The 18,005-nt window shown below is 38.9% G+C and carries 22 protein-coding genes, 1 tRNA gene, 1 rRNA gene and 1 pseudogene; 12 read left to right on the forward strand and 13 right to left on the reverse strand.

Going from position 1 to position 18,005, the window contains the following annotated elements:
* Positions 1-41 precede the first annotated feature (41 nt).
* The 8 genes from ACQKMH_RS25925 to ACQKMH_RS25960 all read left to right on the forward strand — a co-directional run bounded on the left by ACQKMH_RS25925 (position 42) and on the right by ACQKMH_RS25960 (position 6,117).
* Positions 42-278, forward strand: a complete 237-nt coding sequence (locus ACQKMH_RS25925; RefSeq protein WP_427590204.1) for a hypothetical protein — start codon at positions 42-44, stop codon at positions 276-278.
* Entirely contained in the window at positions 275-931 is a 657-nt protein-coding gene (locus ACQKMH_RS25930) for a PIG-L deacetylase family protein (protein ID WP_427590205.1), read from the forward strand. The genes ACQKMH_RS25925 and ACQKMH_RS25930 overlap by 4 nt, the downstream gene beginning before the upstream one ends.
* Positions 928-2,238, forward strand: a complete 1,311-nt coding sequence (locus tag ACQKMH_RS25935) for a glycosyltransferase family 4 protein (RefSeq protein ID WP_427590206.1) — start codon at positions 928-930, stop codon at positions 2,236-2,238. The genes ACQKMH_RS25930 and ACQKMH_RS25935 overlap by 4 nt, the downstream gene beginning before the upstream one ends.
* Positions 2,239-2,251: 13 nt before the next feature.
* Positions 2,252-3,430 (forward strand): carbamoyl-phosphate synthase, encoded by a 1,179-nt coding sequence (locus ACQKMH_RS25940; protein ID WP_427590207.1) that lies wholly within the window; start codon positions 2,252-2,254, stop codon positions 3,428-3,430.
* A gap of 30 nt (positions 3,431-3,460) precedes the next feature.
* Complete coding sequence (locus ACQKMH_RS25945; protein WP_427590208.1) at positions 3,461-4,534, forward strand: aminoglycoside phosphotransferase family protein; 1,074 nt, start codon at positions 3,461-3,463, stop codon at positions 4,532-4,534.
* A 96-nt stretch (positions 4,535-4,630) separates the two neighbouring features.
* Complete coding sequence (locus tag ACQKMH_RS25950; protein ID WP_427590225.1) at positions 4,631-5,014, forward strand: NAD-dependent epimerase/dehydratase family protein; 384 nt, start codon at positions 4,631-4,633, stop codon at positions 5,012-5,014.
* A gap of 194 nt (positions 5,015-5,208) precedes the next feature.
* Positions 5,209-5,442: an NAD-dependent epimerase/dehydratase family protein gene (locus tag ACQKMH_RS25955; protein WP_427590226.1), complete on the forward strand. Its 234-nt coding sequence runs from the start codon at positions 5,209-5,211 to the stop codon at positions 5,440-5,442.
* 96 nt (positions 5,443-5,538) lie between these two features.
* Positions 5,539-6,117 carry an RIO1 family regulatory kinase/ATPase gene (locus ACQKMH_RS25960; RefSeq protein ID WP_427590209.1) on the forward strand — a complete coding sequence of 193 codons (579 nt, stop codon included), beginning with the start codon at positions 5,539-5,541 and terminating at the stop codon, positions 6,115-6,117.
* A gap of 89 nt (positions 6,118-6,206) precedes the next feature.
* Here the strand turns inward: ACQKMH_RS25960 and ACQKMH_RS25965 are convergent.
* From ACQKMH_RS25965 to ACQKMH_RS25975, 3 genes and pseudogenes are all read right to left on the reverse strand, one after another.
* Positions 6,207-6,455: pseudogene (locus tag ACQKMH_RS25965) on the reverse strand (chemotaxis protein CheA); the annotation flags it as partial.
* A 102-nt stretch (positions 6,456-6,557) separates the two neighbouring features.
* Positions 6,558-6,809 (reverse strand): hypothetical protein, encoded by a 252-nt coding sequence (locus ACQKMH_RS25970; RefSeq protein ID WP_427590210.1) that lies wholly within the window; start codon positions 6,807-6,809, stop codon positions 6,558-6,560.
* A gap of 310 nt (positions 6,810-7,119) precedes the next feature.
* On the reverse strand, positions 7,120-7,629 hold the full coding sequence (locus tag ACQKMH_RS25975; protein ID WP_427590211.1) for a hypothetical protein: 510 nt from the start codon (positions 7,627-7,629) through the stop codon (positions 7,120-7,122).
* 18 nt (positions 7,630-7,647) lie between these two features.
* On the opposite strand from ACQKMH_RS25975, the gene ACQKMH_RS25980 reads away from it, so the two are divergent.
* A complete protein-coding gene (locus tag ACQKMH_RS25980; protein WP_427590227.1) occupies positions 7,648-7,815 on the forward strand; it encodes a tyrosine-type recombinase/integrase in 168 nt (55 codons plus the stop codon).
* A 102-nt stretch (positions 7,816-7,917) separates the two neighbouring features.
* Here ACQKMH_RS25980 and groL read toward each other — a convergent pair whose 3' ends face one another.
* Positions 7,918-9,555 (reverse strand): chaperonin GroEL, encoded by a 1,638-nt coding sequence (gene groL / locus ACQKMH_RS25985; protein WP_427590212.1) that lies wholly within the window; start codon positions 9,553-9,555, stop codon positions 7,918-7,920.
* A gap of 59 nt (positions 9,556-9,614) precedes the next feature.
* The gene (groES, locus tag ACQKMH_RS25990) at positions 9,615-9,899 is read right to left on the reverse strand and encodes a co-chaperone GroES (RefSeq protein ID WP_053348954.1); all 285 of its coding nucleotides are present in this window, start codon (positions 9,897-9,899) and stop codon (positions 9,615-9,617) included.
* Between the two features lie 325 nt (positions 9,900-10,224).
* Here groES and ACQKMH_RS25995 point away from each other — a divergent pair, with 325 nt between their 5' ends.
* Positions 10,225-10,950, forward strand: a complete 726-nt coding sequence (locus ACQKMH_RS25995) for a CPBP family intramembrane glutamic endopeptidase (RefSeq protein WP_427590213.1) — start codon at positions 10,225-10,227, stop codon at positions 10,948-10,950.
* On the forward strand, positions 10,947-11,159 hold the full coding sequence (locus tag ACQKMH_RS26000; RefSeq protein WP_230162263.1) for a YdiK family protein: 213 nt from the start codon (positions 10,947-10,949) through the stop codon (positions 11,157-11,159). Before ACQKMH_RS25995 ends, ACQKMH_RS26000 begins: the two co-directional genes overlap by 4 nt.
* 33 nt (positions 11,160-11,192) lie before the next feature.
* Here ACQKMH_RS26000 and ACQKMH_RS26005 read toward each other — a convergent pair whose 3' ends face one another.
* Together ACQKMH_RS26005 and moaC are read right to left on the reverse strand one after the other, a co-directional pair.
* Positions 11,193-11,855, reverse strand: coding sequence for a redox-sensing transcriptional repressor Rex (locus ACQKMH_RS26005; protein WP_230162262.1), 663 nt, complete (start codon positions 11,853-11,855; stop codon positions 11,193-11,195).
* Between the two features lie 37 nt (positions 11,856-11,892).
* Positions 11,893-12,399: a cyclic pyranopterin monophosphate synthase MoaC gene (gene moaC / locus ACQKMH_RS26010; RefSeq protein ID WP_427590214.1), complete on the reverse strand. Its 507-nt coding sequence runs from the start codon at positions 12,397-12,399 to the stop codon at positions 11,893-11,895.
* A 132-nt stretch (positions 12,400-12,531) separates the two neighbouring features.
* On the opposite strand from moaC, the gene ACQKMH_RS26015 reads away from it, so the two are divergent.
* Complete coding sequence (locus ACQKMH_RS26015; RefSeq protein WP_427590216.1) at positions 12,532-14,451, forward strand: ABC-F family ATP-binding cassette domain-containing protein; 1,920 nt, start codon at positions 12,532-12,534, stop codon at positions 14,449-14,451.
* Positions 14,452-14,720: 269 nt separating this feature from the next.
* On the opposite strand, the gene tsaD is transcribed toward ACQKMH_RS26015, so the two are convergent.
* From tsaD to rrf, 6 genes are all read right to left on the reverse strand, one after another.
* The gene (gene tsaD / locus ACQKMH_RS26020) at positions 14,721-15,734 is read right to left on the reverse strand and encodes a tRNA (adenosine(37)-N6)-threonylcarbamoyltransferase complex transferase subunit TsaD (RefSeq protein ID WP_427590217.1); all 1,014 of its coding nucleotides are present in this window, start codon (positions 15,732-15,734) and stop codon (positions 14,721-14,723) included.
* Positions 15,731-16,183, reverse strand: a complete 453-nt coding sequence (gene rimI / locus ACQKMH_RS26025; RefSeq protein ID WP_427590218.1) for a ribosomal protein S18-alanine N-acetyltransferase — start codon at positions 16,181-16,183, stop codon at positions 15,731-15,733. The genes tsaD and rimI overlap by 4 nt, the downstream gene beginning before the upstream one ends.
* Positions 16,184-16,205: 22 nt before the next feature.
* Positions 16,206-16,898 carry a tRNA (adenosine(37)-N6)-threonylcarbamoyltransferase complex dimerization subunit type 1 TsaB gene (tsaB, locus tag ACQKMH_RS26030; protein WP_427590219.1) on the reverse strand — a complete coding sequence of 231 codons (693 nt, stop codon included), beginning with the start codon at positions 16,896-16,898 and terminating at the stop codon, positions 16,206-16,208.
* Entirely contained in the window at positions 16,898-17,350 is a 453-nt protein-coding gene (tsaE, locus tag ACQKMH_RS26035; protein ID WP_427590220.1) for a tRNA (adenosine(37)-N6)-threonylcarbamoyltransferase complex ATPase subunit type 1 TsaE, read from the reverse strand. The genes tsaB and tsaE overlap by 1 nt, the downstream gene beginning before the upstream one ends.
* 201 nt (positions 17,351-17,551) lie before the next feature.
* A tRNA-Met gene (locus tag ACQKMH_RS26040) sits at positions 17,552-17,625 on the reverse strand.
* Between the two features lie 66 nt (positions 17,626-17,691).
* Positions 17,692-17,807: ribosomal RNA gene (gene rrf / locus ACQKMH_RS26045) — 5S ribosomal RNA — on the reverse strand.
* Positions 17,808-18,005 lie beyond the last annotated feature (198 nt).

The raw sequence follows: 18,005 nt of genomic DNA on the forward strand, positions 1-18,005 counted from the left end.
ACGATTCCCAGTTGATAAGCCTGAAAATTGATCAATCCTTTATGTCTGAATGTACTCATGACTTAAATGATCAAACCATCATCAAGACTATTATTCTAATGGCACAGTTATTAAAACTTCAAGTCATCTCTGAGGGCGTTGAAACAAACGATCAAGTAACCTTTCTGCTTCGACATGGGTATTTCGAAGTTTTTTTACCATTGTCCATATCCACTTCGGATCAATTTCATATAATTACAAGAGTACTAATATTAAATGGAGTTGAGGAATCTGAATGAGTATGAATGTTCTAGTGATTGCCGCTCATCCCGATGATGAAATTCTTGGAAGCGGCGGAACGATAAAGAAATTAATTAATCATGGCTATAAGGTAATCACAGTGATTGCCGCCAAGGGACGTAAGGAAGAGGAGCAGCACATTCAGCCATTAATGCAGCAAGCTAACAAACACTTAGGGGTAGACGAGGTCCTATTTTTGGAATTCCCCAATCTATTGTTGGAAACAATTCCTCTTCACGAAATCGCCAAAGCGATTGAAGCTCTATTGGATAAGTATCAACCTTCTATAATTTTCACTCATCATTATGGAGATACAAACAAAGACCATCAAATTTTGTTTCAAGCAGTCATCACAGCAGCCCGGCCGTTGCCTGGAAAACAACCGATTGAGATCCTTTGTTTTGAAACGGTTTCTTCCAGTGAATGGAGCCAGCATACGAATGATAAGGAATTCAAACCCAATTATTTTGTGGATATTACAGATACCATCGATGACAAGCTACAATCTCTTCACCATTATGATATAGAAATGAGACCATTCCCTCATCCACGTTCATATGACGGAGTGAAATATTTAGCGCGCGTTAGGGGAATGACGGTTGGGGTCGAATTCGCAGAAGCTTTTGAAATCATTAGGAGGGTGTGGAAGTGACAGGAAAACATCAAAAGGACCAGCATTTTGTGCCGACTCTTTTTCCTTACCTAATCTCAGCTATGGATCAATATTATGAGATTAATGAAATATTTGAAGAAGAACAAGTGGTAGAAAGGCAGCAAATCCATTCAGCAGAAATTCAAAACAAAAAAATGAAAATATTAATCACAACGTTTTGGGAGTATCCAAGTATCGGTGGACTGCAAAACTATATCACATCACTTAAAAACGGCTTGGAAAAATTAGGTCATAGTGTCCATGTAATAGCACCAAATCATTTCCCATCTAAAGAAATGGAGGTATTACGAACTAGATATTCTGAGGAATTTACACATTTTTTTATCAATCGGTATGGCAGCTGTAATGGAAAAATTCTACACAACATTAGCAAACTATATAGTTACTATACGATGTTAAAGGATATTGACCTGGAGCAATATGATATTATCCACGCTCAAGATCGATATACAGCTAATGTAATAGGGATACTAAACCGATCCCTTCAAAAACCTCTTCTTTTTACACCTCATGGATTTATGACCCACAACAGATTAAAGTTTAACTTGATGGAAAAAGGGTCGGTTGAGGAAATCTATTTTTCGGCCATTGACAGACAAGCCATTAAAAATGCTAATCAATTAATCATCGTTTGTGATGTCTTTCGCCCAATTCTAATAAATTTAGGTGCGGAGGAATCTAAAATGACCACTGTTTATACTGGAATTGATTCTGGTGGATGGAATATTCAGAAGAAAAGGAAAAAAAGCCAATCTAAAGTGGTGATAACTTGTGTCGCACGCCTTCGACCACGTAAAGGTCATAAGTACCTATTTGAAGCCCTTGCGCTTATTAAAGACAAGCTGAGAGATGTAGAAGTCCGGATAGTAGGCGATGGTGAGATGAGAAAGCAGCTCGAGAAGCAGGTTAATGAGTTGGAATTGAAAAACGTTTCCTTTTTAGGCAGCAGAGAAGACATACCTAAATTGTTAAGTGAATCAGACATATTTATTCTGCCAACCACAAGCGATACGCTGCCAATCTCAATTATTGAGGCAATGTTTACCAAACAAGCAATTATTACTACCAATTGTGGAGGAATCCCGGAAATTATTAAAAATAATTATTCAGGATTTATTGTTGAACCAGCTAACCCAAAGAAGCTTGCAAAAAAGTTATCGCTCTTATTACGAAAAAAATCAATTAGAAAAGAATTAGCACGCAATGCACAGGCATTTGCACAAAAACATTTAACCACTCGTAACATGGTCAAAAAGATTGAAGAAATCTATCAATCATTATTTTGAAGGAGGAAAGAGCATGCTACATGATGTTCCAGCCGTTGTTCTTGATCTAAGTGCAACCGGTATAGGGATTGTGAGGAGTTTAGCGAAAGAAGGGATAAAGGTATATGCGTTTGATACGAGCGGAAAATATGAAATCGGTAAAACTTGGTTTGCCACTTGCGGAATTTGTCCGAATCCAGTTAGTGAGGGACCAGCATTAATACTATTTCTTACTAAACTGTCGCAAAAGTTTGGACAAAAGCCAGTCCTGTACGCGGGTTCTGATGACTTTGTTCAGTTTATTTCAAAAAACAGATTTGTCCTTTCACACTACTATCGGTTTCTATTACCTAATCTCACACTGGTCGAAGCTGTATTAGATAAAAGATTAACGTATGAATTGGCCATGAAATCAAATGTGCCATGCCCCAAAACTTACGCTATAAATAATGAAGAAGAATTTGAGCAAATTATCAATCAAATTACCTTCCCTTGTATATTAAAACCAGTTTATTCTTCTCATTTCCGCTCAAATATCGATCATCGTCTTTATAAGAAAGCCATTGTAGTAGAACGCCCTTCCCAATTGAGAGAAGAATACCTTTTTTATCGCCCATACGGTGAACTAATGATCCAGGAAGTCATTCCTGGTGCGGAGGATTGTATTTATTCCGTCAAGACTTTTTTTGACGAACAAATGAATTTAATTGGCTTGTGGATGAACCAAAAATTACATCAATTTCCCCCTCATTTTGGATCCACTGCTCTTGCCCTAAGTGTTAGGGATGAAGAAGTCATTCAACTTGCTACTGCCTTTCTAAAAGATATTCAATTCAAAGGCTTGGCTATTGCCGAATTTAAACGGGATCCAAGAGATGGGAAACTGAAATTTATCGAAATCAATTCAAGAATAGGTTTAACTCAAGCATTATCGATTGCTTGTGGGGTTAATTTGGCTTACTTGTATTATTTATCCCTTACCGGGCAAAATCCATCACCAGTGACAGAGCAGAAAGAAGGGGTCAAATGGGTTTACTTCGTCCGTGATTTTCTTTCCTTTCGCCAAAAACAAAAAAATGGGGAAATGAGGTTCGTTGAGTGGATAAAGAGCTTATATGGAAAAAAGGTTGAGGCTCTCTTTGCTTGGAATGACCCTCTTCCATTTGTTCGGAGTTTTGTTTCCCATTTGCGAAATTTATGGGGGAGACAGTAAAAATGATAAAAGAGGGAGGGAACTTTCTATTTGAATAGTATAGAAGAAATTCTTAGCAGTTGGAAACAATTTGATTGGGAAAAAAAGCTTAAAAATGTCCTTGGTAAAAAAATGAAATTAGTGGAAGAAAGAATAGAATGCCTCAAAAATTCACGTGAAAAGACAAGTATTTGGAAGTTGGTTCTAACTGATGGCACGGAGTTCATTCCCATTGTGCTTAAAATATACAAACTGCCACTGAAAGAAAATCATAGGTTGGAAATTAATATGTATCAAAAAGCCTATAACATTTATCACGAGATTATGCCGCGTTTGTATTGGCTTGAACCGAATGTAAATGGGAATGAAACATGGATGTTTACCGAATGTTTGAAGCCGTTACGAGGACAAATAAAATTAGCTCCAAATCATTTGGAACGAATTATCCCCACGGTGGCAAAGTTTCATGCCAAAACCTTTGATAATCAATTTGTGAGGCATGCAGATCTTTTCGACGCCTCTCTTCCCCATTTTGATTCTGAGGAGAAGGAAAAGGAAAGGACTAAAGGGGTCAAAAAAGCAATGGAAAACCTAGATTTGGCAATGAAAGATCCTAACTTAAAAGAATTGGTGGAACCAAGGTATAAAATTATCAAAAGAATATTAAAAAAAGGTCCGGTTTTTTTCCCCGAAATTACTAAATCTGGCCAGTGTCTGATCCATGGCGACCTCCATGTCCACAATATTTGCTGTGAAAATGCGAATGATGAGGAGGAGAACTGGAAAGTCTCTTTGATTGATTGGGAGTCAGCGAAGCATTATCCTTGCTGGTATGATTTGGTCGTTCTAGTCGAATTATTAATAGATTTTCGCTGGGATTGGCAACAAAGCGAAGAGGAGATTCGAAGTCAATGTGTGCAAGTTTACTGCCAAGAAATGCTAAAATATGGGATAACCTTCAGTGAGGATCCACTGAATCTTCTTAAAAAGGCGTATTTACAAAGAACCCTAGAAAAAAAGCTTTCTAGCCATTTGCAAAAGGTGTTGGATGGAGGAAAAAGCACTCTTCTCAAAAGATACCTTGAAAAAATTGAGGTTTGGGGAAAAGAACTTGGGCTATATTAGTGCATCGCACGAATTCATAATACTATGAAGGAGTTTTATGCATGCAAAATATTATACGGTCTTCTCATATATATAGAAATGATAGTTGTGAGTCGGATGAAGGTACTCGTTACAGGCGGAGCTGGATTTATTGGTTCACATGTTGTCGATTTATTAATTCAATCAGGTTATGAACCGCTAGTAGTGGATAATTTACGTTCAGGTAAACGAGAAAATGTGCCTTCTCACGTTTGTTTCATTGACCTGGACATTTCTTCACCACAAATAGAAGATGTTTTTGCTCGAGAAAAACCGGATGTAGTGATCCATTTAGCGGCACAAGTGGATGTTGCCTACTCGATACAAAATCCAGTTGAGGATGCTAATCAAAATATTCTTGGAACGATTCGTTTGCTTGAATGCTGCAAAAAGTACGATGTGAAAAAATTCATACTTTCCCATCTTGTGCAGTATACGGAAAATAAGACGATTGTAGTATAATAGAAATATTTTTTCATTCAACCTCAATCCTATTATGGTATTAGAAATGTATATTCAAATATTTAACATACTTCATAACGTACCTTTTACCATTCTAAGATATGCCAATGTTTATGGTCCCCGCCAAACTTCAAAAGGATAAGGGGGAGTGATTTCTATTTTTTAAGAAAATCCTTAATGGGGAATCTCCCATTATTTTTGGAGATGGAGAGCAGACAAGGGATTTTGTGTATGTGAAAGATGTTGCTTTGGCCAACGTGCTGGCCATTGAAAAAGGAACAAATGAAATCTTCAATATTGGTTGTGATTCGAAGATAAGTATTAATGAACTTTATCAGATGATTACATCACTTACCTCTATAAATATTCACTCCCTCTCCATGCCCGAACGTAAGGGAGATCCTTTTGGGCTGGAATCCGGCTTATGATTTGAAAGCTGGATTAAATGAAACTTTAAAGTATTATAAAGGTTGTTAAAATTATAGGCGCATTTGAAGAAATATCGAAAAAAAAGGAGATCAGAAATGAAGGATTTTGAAAAAATAGCAGCCATGAAAAAAGGCGTTGTAACCGTTCAAGACCTGAGTGGTTACACAATGCTTGGAAAGGGGGCAGATGGATCCGTCTTTCAATTGACCCCTGAGAAGTGCGTCAAAATTTTTGTTAATGAAGACACACAAAAAAAGGAATTAAATGCACTGCAAAAAGGACAATCGTCTCCAATTATTCCTAAATTATATGAATATGGCTCTAACTATATAGTGATGGAGTTTGTGAAAGGTTATAATCTTAAGCATTATTTAAAAAAAGAGAAAAAACTCTCAGAGGCAATTGTGGGGAAAATATTATCGATGCTGGATGAAATGAAAACTGTGGGTTTTACGAGACTAGATATTGAAGTTCGCCACATTTTTTTCAATGAACTAGGGGAAATAAAAATAATTGACCTTAAGAGGGCATTTAATACGGTCAGATCTGTCCCTACTAAATTGTTGACTGATTTAAAAAAGATTGGATTTTTGGAAGAGTTTTTGGAACATGTGAAAAAGCTTCGCCCATCCTTATATAAGGAATGGAAAAACTTAGTGACTGATAAAAAATAAGCATGCCTCAAGCCTTCAAAATCAAGGGCATTTACAACAACCTGATCCACTTCGGAAACCTTCATGATTTTTTTCTTTATCTCTTCACTCGATTCTGTTGTTACCATGGTGACTGTAAATTGCTGATCGAACTGCTCTTCTTCCAAAAGTTCTACGGGTGGTTGCGTCTTGATTACTTCACCTGACTTTTCAAGCACCTCAAATACCATAAACACCCTTGCCGCTTTTAAAAGACAGTCCTCACGCAACCCTATCGAAATTTCGAAGCTGTTGAAGCCTTGATCTTTGGACTGCTGAAGTACTGTCCATTCAAATTCATCAAACTCTCCCGCAGTCATTTCCTCATTATTCAAGAGCGACAGAAGCTGCAACCTGTGCAATTGAGGAAGACACGGGGGACTCCCCTTTTTCAATCAATTCAAGTTGATTGACAATATTCACTACATCCCTTTTTCCATCTCCACCTTCAGCAATGGACATTTTTCAGTAGTTTTAACTTTCTTTTTTCCATGGATTTCTTTAAGACTTTTCAATAGTTCTTTGAAATAAGGAAAATCATCCGTTTTCCATCGGTGGAGTTCGTTAAACCTATCTACTGTATCTTCTACAAAATATTTAAGAATATCGCTTGTTCTTAGACCCTTGTCCTTTATTTCTTGAAGTTCCTTTAGCAAATCATTTTTATTATTCATATGATAAAACCTTATATATCATTACAGTATCGTCCAAGGGGTTAAATTTATAATTACAAAAATCGCAGGTCAAATCTGGATCTACATCTGTTAAGGTATTTAATATCTTACCTTTAAAACGATGACACTTAGGGCAGTATACTTCATAGCTTCTCTCTAAAATACCCATACCTCTCATAACCTCTAACATTTTATAAGTTTTTATTATTTCTATATTTAGTTTTGATTTTAGCGTACTAGGATAGATGTACTCACCTTCATCCCAAAACTCAAAAAATTTTCCAGTTGTTTAACTTGGTAATTAGTCAGTTCATGTTGCTTCGTTAAGTGCTCTATAGCTACCGATAAGGTATTCCCTAACATAATCCATCCTCTCCTTACTATCTACCAACTCGTCATAATACATAAAAAAGCTATACTTTCTGTCCTTGTAAGTATGTTCCACGCCCAATCTTATACCCTTTTGAGGCCATATCATTTTGACGCTAGGCAAATCAGACTTATTCTCAATTCCTGATATAAACTTTTCTAACTTACGACCAATTTCTTGAGTTTTATCGTTATTTTGAATAAGTTGCTGATTATCTTCAATAAATGTTTTTAATTCTCCTAAGATTGGAATGACCAACTCCTCATTACTAACCCCAAAAACAAAAAAGTCAATCCGCACAATCATGATTGACGATGGACTTGTCGCATTATTCAAAGCACACAAGCGTGAGCAGATGGAATTGAAAATGAAACAAATGGTATTGCGTTTACATCGTTTATTTAAGCATTTGGATGTATACAAGCATATTCCCCCCACAGCTTTAGACATACTCATACATCCCTTCTCATTGAAGCTGGGGCAGGCGTAAAAGAGATTCAAGAAAGATTAGGGCATTCAGATATAAACACGACGATGAACATTTACGCTCATATGACAAAAAATATCGAAGAAAAAAGACCTCCCATAAGTTCAGTGAACTTACGAAAGGTCTCCTCCTCTAATTGGTTGAAGTAAAGTTGTTTAAAAACTGAAAGTTAGCTGAAAGTTAGCTGAAAGTTAGCATTTCACTAATCTCCACCTTACAAACCCCTATATACCAAGGGTTCTAGGCGATGATTACATCATGCCGCCCATTCCGCCCATGCCGCCCATGTCAGGCATGCCCATGCCGCCAGCGCCAGCAGGTTCTGGTTTGTCAGCAACAACTGCTTCTGTTGTTAAGAACATGGCAGCAACTGAACCAGCGTTTTGTAGAGCTGAACGAGTTACTTTAGTCGGATCGACGATACCGGATGCGATCATGTTAACCCATTCGCCAGTAGCTGCATTGAAGCCAGTACCAACAGATTCGCCTTTAAGGCGCTCTACGATTACAGAGCCTTCAAGTCCAGCGTTGTGAGCGATTTGACGTACAGGCTCTTCGATGGCACGAAGAACGATTTTCACGCCTGTTGCTACGTCGCCTTCCGCTTGAATTTCTGCAATTTTATTGTATACGTTAAGAAGTGCTGTACCACCACCGGCTACGATACCTTCTTCAACGGCAGCACGAGTGGAGTTCAAAGCATCTTCAATACGAAGTTTACGTTCTTTTAATTCTGTTTCAGTAGCTGCACCAACTTTGATTACCGCTACACCACCAGCTAATTTAGCAAGGCGTTCTTGTAATTTTTCGCGGTCGAATTCAGAAGTAGTTTCTTCTAATTGAACACGGATTTGGTTTACACGAGCTTGAATTTGAGCTGTATTTCCAGCACCTTCAACGATCGTTGTATTTTCTTTTGTAACAACCACTTTAGACGCACGGCCTAAAGAATCGATTGTTGCAGATTTAAGATCAAGTCCGATTTCTTCAGTGATCACTTCGCCGCCTGTAAGAGCTGCGATGTCTTCAAGCATTGCTTTACGACGGTCACCGAATCCTGGAGCTTTAACCGCAACTGCATTGAATGTTCCACGAAGTTTGTTCACAACAAGAGTTGCAAGCGCTTCGCCTTCTACATCTTCAGCAATCAATAATAGCGGTTTCCCTTGTTGAACAACTTGCTCAAGTACAGGAAGGATTTCTTGGATATTCGTGATTTTTTTATCTGTGATTAAGATATATGGATTTTCTAAGACAGCTTCCATTTTATCTGAATCTGTAACCATGTATGGAGAGGCATATCCACGATCGAACTGCATACCTTCTACAACATCCAATTCAGTTGTGAAACCTTTAGACTCTTCGATTGTAATGACGCCGTCGTTACCAACGCGCTCCATTGCTTCTGCAATCAGTTGTCCCACTTCTTCATCAGCTGAAGAGATGGCAGCAACTTGTGCAATCGATTCTTTGTTTTCGACTGGTTGGGAAATGGCTTTCAATTCTGCAATGGCAGTATTGACCGCTTTCTCGATTCCTTTACGGATTCCCATTGGGTTAGCACCAGCTGTTACGTTTTTAAGACCTTCACGGATCATCGCTTGTGCTAGAACCGTTGCAGTAGTTGTACCGTCACCAGCTACATCGTTTGTTTTGCTTGCTACTTCAGCAACCAATTTCGCACCCATGTTTTCGAATGCATCTTCCAATTCGATTTCTTTAGCGATTGTTACACCGTCATTTGTGATAAGCGGTGAACCAAATTTTTTCTCAAGAACCACGTTACGACCTTTTGGTCCAAGCGTTACTTTAACTGCATCTGCAAGTGCGTCCACACCACGAAGCATCGAGCGGCGGGCTTCTTCACTAAATTTAATTTCTTTAGCCATTTATAAGTACCTCCCTAAAATTTTAAGAAATTTTTCGTTCAGTTAAGTATGATGTATAATTAGCCGATTACAGCTAGAATGTCGCTTTCACGTAAAATTAAGTATTCAGTATCTTCGTATTTAACTTCAGTACCTGCATATTTTGAGAAGATAATTAGATCGCCTTGGGCAACCTCTAAAGCAACACGTTCGCCATTTTCAAGAACACGGCCAGTGCCAACTGCCACTACCTTACCTTCTTGTGGCTTTTCTTTTGCAGTATCAGGAAGAACAATACCGCTTGCAGTTTTTTCTTCAGATTGAACTAGTTCAATAATAACGCGATCACCTAATGGTTTTAACAAGTGAAACAACCTCCTCATATTCTCTTGATATTTGTTTCATGATTATTAGCACTCTTCATCATCGAGTGCTAACACATTTATAATATTAAATAAACCGAGCCTTTTTTGCAAGTATCTTATCGAAAATTTTTTATTAATTTCTGATAAATTACGGGTATACTACTTTAGCATAATGATTAGTAACTGAAATGTTTTCTAAGGGGTACCTTTAAGTGGTGTTCTGTCCTAATATTTGATACCATTTTGGAGTATGCGTTTATAGATTGTCCCCATGTCAGGAACGTTATATATCAAATGGGTGACTTAATAAAAGGAGTTTTCATTTTTGAAAAAAGAATATTGGTTCGTCATCATCACCTACATTGCCATGCAATTATCCAGTATTGTTGGGGTACCCATTTTCATGCTGATCGGATCTTCAACCGGAATGCCTGCTGATGAACTTGAAGTGAAGTCAGCCGCATACTGGATTGTATTCAGCTTTCTAGTTGCTCTATCATTGATTCTTTTATTAATGAGAAAAGATATGAGGGAAAAGATAGACAGAAAAGATCAAGCCTCGATTCCCATGTCCATATTTTGGGCAATAGCAGGTATTTTCTTGGCTCTTTTCTCTCAAACCATTGCTGGGAGCATTGAACAAATGCTTGGGGTGGAGTCTGAATCGGAGAATACACAGCAGCTCATTTCACTCATTTACAAAGTCCCCTTGGTCATTTTCGTCACTTCAGTAATAGGACCAATATTGGAAGAAATCATTTTTCGAAAAATCATTTTCGGATCACTTCATAAACGCTTTAACTTCTTTATTTCAGCTTTACTCAGCTCAGTTATATTCGGCTTGGCGCATGGTGAATTTGAACATCTTCTTTTATATACGGCAATGGGTTTTACCTTTGCTTTCCTTTATAAGCACACGGGACGCATTCTCGTGTCCATATGCGCACATGTTGCGATGAATACGCTTGTTATCGTCTTTCAAGTGGTCTATCGTGAAGATATTGAGAAGATGTTAGATACTGCACAGGCCTTCATCGGAGGTTTATTATGAAACGTCAGTCACCTTTATTCATGGGAATCATCTATGCTGGCTTAGGAGCTCTTTTTACAGCGATCGCGATTCAATCCGTCAGTTCATCAGGATGGGGAATCTTTGCCTATATACTTATCCTTATTGCTACCCTTGATTTTGGATCGGGATTACGGATGATCATGCTGCACTTTAAGATTAAAGCCGCACAAAAAAATAAGAAAAAATAAGAAAAACGCTGCGAAGTTGCAGCGTTTTTCTTTTTATTCCTCCAATGCAGCTTCTTCCACTACAGGATAATGCTTCAAAAAGTAGATGAGAGACTGAAGCTCCACCGCCAGGTCAATGTGGTGAACCCTAATCGATGGGGGTACCGTCAGCCGTGCGGGAGTGAAATTCAATATTCCTTTTATATCGGCTTTGACTAAACGATCGGTTATCGTCTGGGCCACTTGTGCAGGTACTGTCAAAATAGCTGCAGTAATATTGTTTTCCTGCAATAGTGTATCAATTTGATCCATATGATAAATTGGCACATCTGCTATTATCTTGCCGACCTTATCTTCAGAAACCTCAAATGCCATTTCAATCTTTGTATTATTATTTTTCATGAAATTGTAATTTAAAAAAGCAGTCCCTAAATTTCCTACACCGATTAAAGCGACTTTTGTCAGTTCATCTTGATCTAGTGTTTTTCTAAAGAAGGATAATAAATAATTGACATTATAGCCGTAGCCTTTTTTCCCAAGCGCGCCAAAGTAGGAAAAATCACGGCGAATTGTAGCAGAATCCACTTTTACAGCTTCGCTTAGCTCTGCAGAGGAAACTCTTTGTTTGCCTGAGGAATGTAAGTTCTTTAAAAATCGATAATACAATGGCAACCTTTTGGCCGTTGCCTGCGGTATCTTTGGGTCATGGTTCATCATTCTTCCCCGCCTTCACACATGCTTTTCAACTTAATTTCTACTCTCTATCTTTTTGATTTACTTGTCTTTTATAATCGCTACTGGACACTCCACCTGTTTTCTCCACTAAGAATGTAGGCCCGATTACCATTCCTTTATCAATGGCCTTACACATGTCATAAATAGTCAAAGCAGTTACGGATGCAGCTGTTAACGCTTCCATTTCCACACCTGTACTTCCTTTTGTCTTAGCTTCCGTTTCAATCCTAAGCCTATATCCTTGATCTTCTTTTTCCCAATCAAAGGCTATATTGACCCCTTGCAGAGGAATGGGATGGCACATCGGAATTATATTGGATGTATTTTTGCTGGCCATGATTCCTGCAACCTGTGCAACAGCCAATACATCGCCTTTTTTCATTTTTTGGTTGGTGACCAATTCATATATTTCTTCATTCAATAAAATGCTCGATTGAGCTATTGCGGTCCGGGATGTTTCGGGCTTCGCACTCACATCAACCATTTTGGCCCTGCCTTGTTCATTAAAATGCGTCAAGTCTCCCATTTAAGTAACCCCTCCTAAATCATACACTATTATTCCACTTTATGTAACAGCTTGTTTTTAGCTCGGAACCAAGCTGTTGCCGATAATAACTATAATACGTTACACTAACAATAATCAATTGAGGTGAAATCTATGATTTTATTACAAATCAATCAACTATCGAAATATTATGGAGCTGAACTTATTTTATCAAATATGAAGCTCGAAGTTCAAAATAAAGATCGAATTGCACTTGTTGGCCGAAATGGCGCTGGTAAATCGACTCTGCTGAAAATCATAGCCGGGCAGCTTTCCCATGATGGTGGTGAAATCATCAAGCCAAAAGGCGTCACCATCGGCTATATGGCTCAGGATACGGGATTGGAATCCGAGCTGACCATTTGGGATGAGATGCTGACGGTATTCAAGGATCTTATGGAGCAAGAAAAGGAACTGCGGCGAATTGAGGCTGATATGGCCAGACCTGACATCTTTGAGAATGAAGGACTTTATCAAAAAGTATTAAATGAATATGACACTTTGATGATCACCTTCAAAGAGAAGGGCGGTTATCAATATGAAGCGGATATCCGTTCGGTATTGCATGGACTCCAGTTTGCCGACTTTGACTATTCTACCCTAATTTCCACTTTAAGCGGTGGGCAAAAAACAAGACTTGCTTTAGGGAAGCTGCTTTTAAGGAAACCGGATATTTTGATTCTGGATGAGCCAACGAACCATTTGGATATCGAAACCCTCTCTTGGCTTGAACAGTATTTACAGAGTTACCAAGGAGCTGTTCTTATTGTTTCCCATGACCGCTATTTTTTAGATAAAGTTGTAAATCAGGTATATGAAATTTCCCGGAATAACATGAAGAAATACTATGGTAATTATAGTTCTTACCTAGAGGGAAAAGCGGAAGATTATGAGCGGGACATGAAGCTGTTCGAGAAACAACAAGGGGAAATCGAAAAGCTTCGTGACTTTGTCCAACGTAATATCACAAGAGCCTCCACTACGAAAAGGGCACAAAGCAGACGCAAACAGCTCGAAAAGATGGATGTATTGGACAAGCCGCAAGGTGATGAAAAATCCGCTAATTTTTCATTCCAGATTGAAAGGCAAAGCGGAAACGAAGTACTTCATCTTCAGGACTTGGCAATAGGCTATGAAGGAGAAACGGTATCAAAAAATATAAATTCCCGCATGACAAAGGGCGAAAGCATTGCTCTTGTTGGCCCGAATGGTGTCGGGAAATCAACGTTATTGAAAACAATCATCTCTAAGCTTCCGGCACGTTCCGGAAGTTTCCGTTTTGGAACGAATGTTGAAGTCAGCTACTATGATCAGGAACAAGCAAATCTGATTTCCAATAAACGCGTACTCAATGAATTATGGGATGACTATCCCCTTAAACCTGAAAAGGATATACGTACGGTACTCGGTAATTTCCTTTTTAGCGGGGACGATGTTTTGAAGACCGTCTCCACACTAAGCGGCGGCGAAAAGGCCCGGCTTGCCCTGGCCAAAATGATGATGGAAAAAGGGAATTTTTTAATTCTGGATGAGCCAACGAACCATTTAGATCTCGACAGTAAATTGGTGCTGGAAAATGCATTGATTGATTATCCGGGAACTATTCTTTTCGTCTCACATGACCGTTATTTCATAAATCGGATAGCAACTAAAGTGATCGAGCTCTCCAAAGACGGTAACGAAGAATTCCTCGGCGATTATGATTACTATGTAGAGAAAAAACAGGAGCAAGCGGAAATCAAAGCACTTGAACAAGAGAATAAAGCAAAAACAATAGATGTAGCCGCAGAAAAAACAAATTACAAAATCGATAAAGAAGCAAAAAAAGCTGAACGTCAGCGAAAACGGCGCATTGAGGAAATCGAGGCAGCGATGGAGTTGCTTGAAATCGAAATAAACGAATACAATGAACTACTTTGTGATCCAAATGTCTTCCAAGACCATGAAAAAGTAATGGAAGTCCAAACAAATCTTGATAAAGCACAGGAAACACTAGACCAGCTTCTCGAAGAATGGGCCGAATTGGAAGAATGACAATGGACCGAGTTAAATGACTCGGTCTTTTCTTTTCTGTTTCTTCAAAGTTATCCACATACTTGTTAACAAAACACTTACCGTGCACAAGCCGATAATTTGAGTTATTCACATTATCCACAGAAACATATCCACTTATCCACAAAAACACGTGTTTATACACATGCAGTTTGTTTATCAAAAATAATTATCCACAGAATATTCTATTTTTTTATACACAGGATAAAAAAGACAGGATGCCGATTTTAGGCATCCTGTCTTCACTTGCATTAAAATGCTTCTATATCCAATCCTGGGTTTCCGTTCAAATCTAATCCAGAGCGCTTTCCTTTTTCGAACATGACACTGCCAGCAGCACCGATCATGGCTGCATTGTCCGTACAAAGGTAGAGGGGCGGAATGGATATGTCCATAGGCATAACCTTAAAAGCTTCCGTTAACGCTTCCCTCAGGCCTTTATTTGCCGCAACTCCTCCGGCAAGCAAAACCTGTTCCACATTATATTCCTTGGCAGCCTTCACCGTTTTCGTTACAAGTACTTCTATAACACTTGCTTGGAAACTAGCCGCTAAATCTTTAGGTTCAATTATTTCCCCACGCTGTTCTGCATTATGCAAAGTGTTGATTACAGCTGATTTCAATCCGCTGAAAGAAAAGTCATAGCTATCATCCAACCAAGCCCGAGGCAGTTTCAATGAAGGTGAGCCCTCTTGTGCAAGCCTATCGATATGAGGTCCTCCAGGATAAGGGAGCCCCAAAGTTCGAGCCACCTTATCATATGCCTCTCCTGCTGCATCATCCCGCGTCTCCCCTATCACCTTGAAAGAACCTGGTTCTTCTAAAAGCACCAATTCGGTATGTCCTCCAGAAACGACTAAAGAGAGGGCGGGATATTGGATTTCTTGAATAAGTCTATTTGCGTATATATGGCCCGCTATATGATGCGTACCGACAATTGGAATTCCATGTGCAAAAGCTACAGCCTTTGCCGCATTCACTCCTATTAATAGTGCCCCTACAAGACCAGGGCCTTCTGTAACGGCAATAGCATCTAAATCTTCATATGTCACACCTGCCTGAAGCAGCGCTTCTTCAAGAACAATCGTAATTTGCTCTACATGGTGGCGGGAAGCTATTTCAGGGACGACACCGCCAAAACGTTTATGGCTTTCAATTTGTGAAGCCACGACATTGCTCAATATCTCTGTTCCATTTTTTATGACAGCTGCTGCCGTTTCGTCACAGCTCGTTTCGATTCCTAATATAAGTTGATCTGTTTTCATGAAAAATTCACCCACATAACATAAGCATCTTCTTGATTATCTGTATAATAATTTTTACGGATTCCACCCTTTTGAAAACCTAGTTTTTCATAGAGTGAAATGGCTACTGCATTACTGACACGAACTTCAAGCGTCATCCTTACCACACCCATGGAAATGGAGATTTCAATCATCTTCCGAAGCAATGCTTCCCCAAGCTTTTGCCCTCGATATTCAGGTAAAATCGCTATGTTGGTAATGTGCGATTCATCTATGACGATCCACGCGCCGCAATAACCGGCAATTTTCCCTTCATCCTCAATCACCATATATACGGCATATTGATTGTGATTCAATTCATTAAAAAAAGCTTCCCGGCTCCAAGGTAAAGTGAAGGACTGTTTTTCCACGTGTAGCACTTGGTCGATATCTTCCGTTTTCATTTTTCGGAACGTCAATGTTTTACTCATAATAATCGGTCGCTTTCCTTTTTTATTTCCCCTGCTGTTCGAGCCACTTAGCTTCCGCTTCAGCCATGCGAATATAGTTTGGTACAAACTGGTGAATATCCTCTTCAGTCTTGTTAAGACCAATAAAGGCCAGTTCGCTTGGTCTTGAGTTAAAGGACTGTACAGGAGCAAATATGGCTAAATCGCCTAACGCTTCCGTAATTGCATCCCGATGAATGTCCACATCTTGACCAATAAATAAAACAGGACGATTTAATTCCTTCAATCGAATCGCCCACTCAGAGGATAGAATATTACAATCTTCCATGATTGTTTTTAACAGATCATCTTCCATTTCATATAATCCAGTATAAATCTGCCCTCTTCTTGCATCGAACAAGGGAGATATCAATCCATTAAAATAACGACCATTTGCTGCTAAAACTTCTAAACTAGAAACACCTGATAAAGGAATCTGAAGTGTCCAGGCCAAAGTTTTTGCAATCGTCACACCAATCCTAACCCCTGTATAAGAGCCTGGCCCCCGAGCTACCACTATCTTGGTCAGATCCTTCGGATTAGTATCACAATCCCTTAGCAGCGTCTCAATAGCTGGCATTACCCGCACCGAATGATTTTTCTTTAGGTTGGTCGTATATTCGCCAATTACTTGACTTCCACTTACCAGTGCTATCCCTAATGTGAAGTTCGATGTATCTATAGCTAAAACCTTCATCAAATAATCTCCTTACATAACGTTTCATAACGTTCGCCTTTGGCTTCCAAGACAATGCGCCGGCTTATATCACTAAGACGATAAATATAAATGGTTAAGATTTCACTAGGGAGGTAATCCTTAATTAAATGAGCCCATTCAACGACGGTTACACCGCCACCATCAAAGTATTCATCAAAGCCTAAATCTTCTTCGGATTCACTTACCCTATATACATCCATGTGATATAAAGGCAATCGACCCTGGTATTCCTTTATTATCGTAAAAGTTGGGCTATTTACTGTTCTAGAAACGCCTAATCCTTTAGCCAGCCCTTTTGTGAATGCCGTTTTCCCTGCACCAAGATCACCTTCTAAAGCCAGTACATCACCACTCGAAAGCATTAGTGCCAACTTCTGCGCAAATTGTGCTGTTTCTTCCTCATTGTGAGAAATCAATTCAAATTGTTGCATATATCAATCACCTTTATCATTATTAGCAAAACGTCGTTATCGTACATGACGAAAACCATAAACGCAATATTAAAATGGAACAAAAACTTCTATATATGTAGTTTACCTTGTTTCAAAAGAAGACACAAATAAGTTAGGGACATAATTATTTGAATTTCGGATAAAACAAAAAAACGAAACCTAAGTTTCGTTTTTTCATGATTGCGGGGACAGGATTTGAACCTGCGACCTTCGGGTTATGAGCCCGACGAGCTACCGGACTGCTCCACCCCGCGACGGTATAAATGTTACTTTTATAAATTAAGTATTCCCTTTTTCTCAAAAAGGATACAAAGATTATAGCTTGGCGGCGTCCTACTCTCACAGGGGGAAACCCCCAACTACCATTGGCGCTGAAGAGCTTAACTGCCGTGTTCGGAATGGGAACGGGTGTGACCTCTTCGCTATCGCCACCAAACATTTAACCTTTTTTCAGTACATTCATAATCATAACATGTATGACATCAGAATGCAAGAAGAAATTTTCATTCCTTCAAAACTAGATAATAAGAAGGTATTTTATTTTTTTAAAGCGTTGGTTAAGTCCTCGATCTATTAGTATCAGTCAGCTCCACATGTCGCCACGCTTCCACCTCTGACCTATCAACCTGATCAT

It is taken from the genome of Peribacillus sp. NPDC097895 (assembly GCF_050277555.1).
Classification (GTDB): domain Bacteria; phylum Bacillota; class Bacilli; order Bacillales; family DSM-1321; genus Peribacillus.

Excerpts from the sequence above, each read along its gene's own strand:
- ACQKMH_RS25925 (WP_427590204.1), top strand. The coding sequence starts at position 42 with ATGTCTGAATGTACTCATGACTTAAATGATCAAACCATCATCAAGACT.
- ACQKMH_RS25930 (WP_427590205.1), top strand. The coding sequence starts at position 275 with ATGAGTATGAATGTTCTAGTGATTGCCGCTCATCCCGATGATGAAATT.
- ACQKMH_RS25940 (WP_427590207.1), top strand. The coding sequence starts at position 2,252 with ATGCTACATGATGTTCCAGCCGTTGTTCTTGATCTAAGTGCAACCGGT.
- ACQKMH_RS25950 (WP_427590225.1), top strand. The coding sequence starts at position 4,631 with ATGAAGGTACTCGTTACAGGCGGAGCTGGATTTATTGGTTCACATGTT.
- ACQKMH_RS25960 (WP_427590209.1), top strand. The coding sequence starts at position 5,539 with ATGAAGGATTTTGAAAAAATAGCAGCCATGAAAAAAGGCGTTGTAACC.
- ACQKMH_RS25970 (WP_427590210.1), bottom strand. The coding sequence starts at position 6,809 with ATGAATAATAAAAATGATTTGCTAAAGGAACTTCAAGAAATAAAGGAC.
- ACQKMH_RS25975 (WP_427590211.1), bottom strand. The coding sequence starts at position 7,629 with ATGTCTAAAGCTGTGGGGGGAATATGCTTGTATACATCCAAATGCTTA.
- groL (WP_427590212.1), bottom strand. The coding sequence starts at position 9,555 with ATGGCTAAAGAAATTAAATTTAGTGAAGAAGCCCGCCGCTCGATGCTT.
- ACQKMH_RS26000 (WP_230162263.1), top strand. The coding sequence starts at position 10,947 with ATGAAACGTCAGTCACCTTTATTCATGGGAATCATCTATGCTGGCTTA.
- ACQKMH_RS26005 (WP_230162262.1), bottom strand. The coding sequence starts at position 11,855 with ATGATGAACCATGACCCAAAGATACCGCAGGCAACGGCCAAAAGGTTG.
- moaC (WP_427590214.1), bottom strand. The coding sequence starts at position 12,399 with ATGGGAGACTTGACGCATTTTAATGAACAAGGCAGGGCCAAAATGGTT.
- ACQKMH_RS26015 (WP_427590216.1), top strand. The coding sequence starts at position 12,532 with ATGATTTTATTACAAATCAATCAACTATCGAAATATTATGGAGCTGAA.
- tsaD (WP_427590217.1), bottom strand. The coding sequence starts at position 15,734 with ATGAAAACAGATCAACTTATATTAGGAATCGAAACGAGCTGTGACGAA.
- rimI (WP_427590218.1), bottom strand. The coding sequence starts at position 16,183 with ATGAGTAAAACATTGACGTTCCGAAAAATGAAAACGGAAGATATCGAC.
- tsaB (WP_427590219.1), bottom strand. The coding sequence starts at position 16,898 with ATGAAGGTTTTAGCTATAGATACATCGAACTTCACATTAGGGATAGCA.
- tsaE (WP_427590220.1), bottom strand. The coding sequence starts at position 17,350 with ATGCAACAATTTGAATTGATTTCTCACAATGAGGAAGAAACAGCACAA.